The 271-nt window shown below is 54.6% G+C and carries 1 protein-coding gene; it reads left to right on the forward strand.

Features of this window, described 5'->3' with window-relative positions:
• A partial coding sequence (locus C1X29_RS28550; protein ID WP_146023312.1) for an NUDIX domain-containing protein occupies positions 1 to 271 on the forward strand: 271 nt, incomplete at both ends.

Genomic DNA, 271 nt, shown 5'->3' on the forward strand with positions numbered 1-271 from the left:
ATGTTGGACCCAAACGAAGATCCGCGTACTGCAGTGGCGCGCGAGCTTCTTGAGGAAACCGGCTACCCAACGAAGACCATTGAGCTGATCGGGAAAGGTGCAACCTGCTCCTGCCGCATCAGCAATACAACTCATTCGTTTTTTGTTCGGACGGGAGAGCGAGTCTCTAATTTCACCGAGGAACCGGGCGTTTCCGTTAGTCTCGCGTCATTGGGCGAACTTCGTTCGCACTTGCTGGAAGGTGCCTTCGCCGAACAAACACATGTTGGCG

The sequence above is a fragment of the Pseudomonas sp. GW456-12-10-14-LB2 genome (assembly GCF_002884345.1).
GTDB lineage: Bacteria > Pseudomonadota > Gammaproteobacteria > Pseudomonadales > Pseudomonadaceae > Aquipseudomonas > Aquipseudomonas paraglycinae.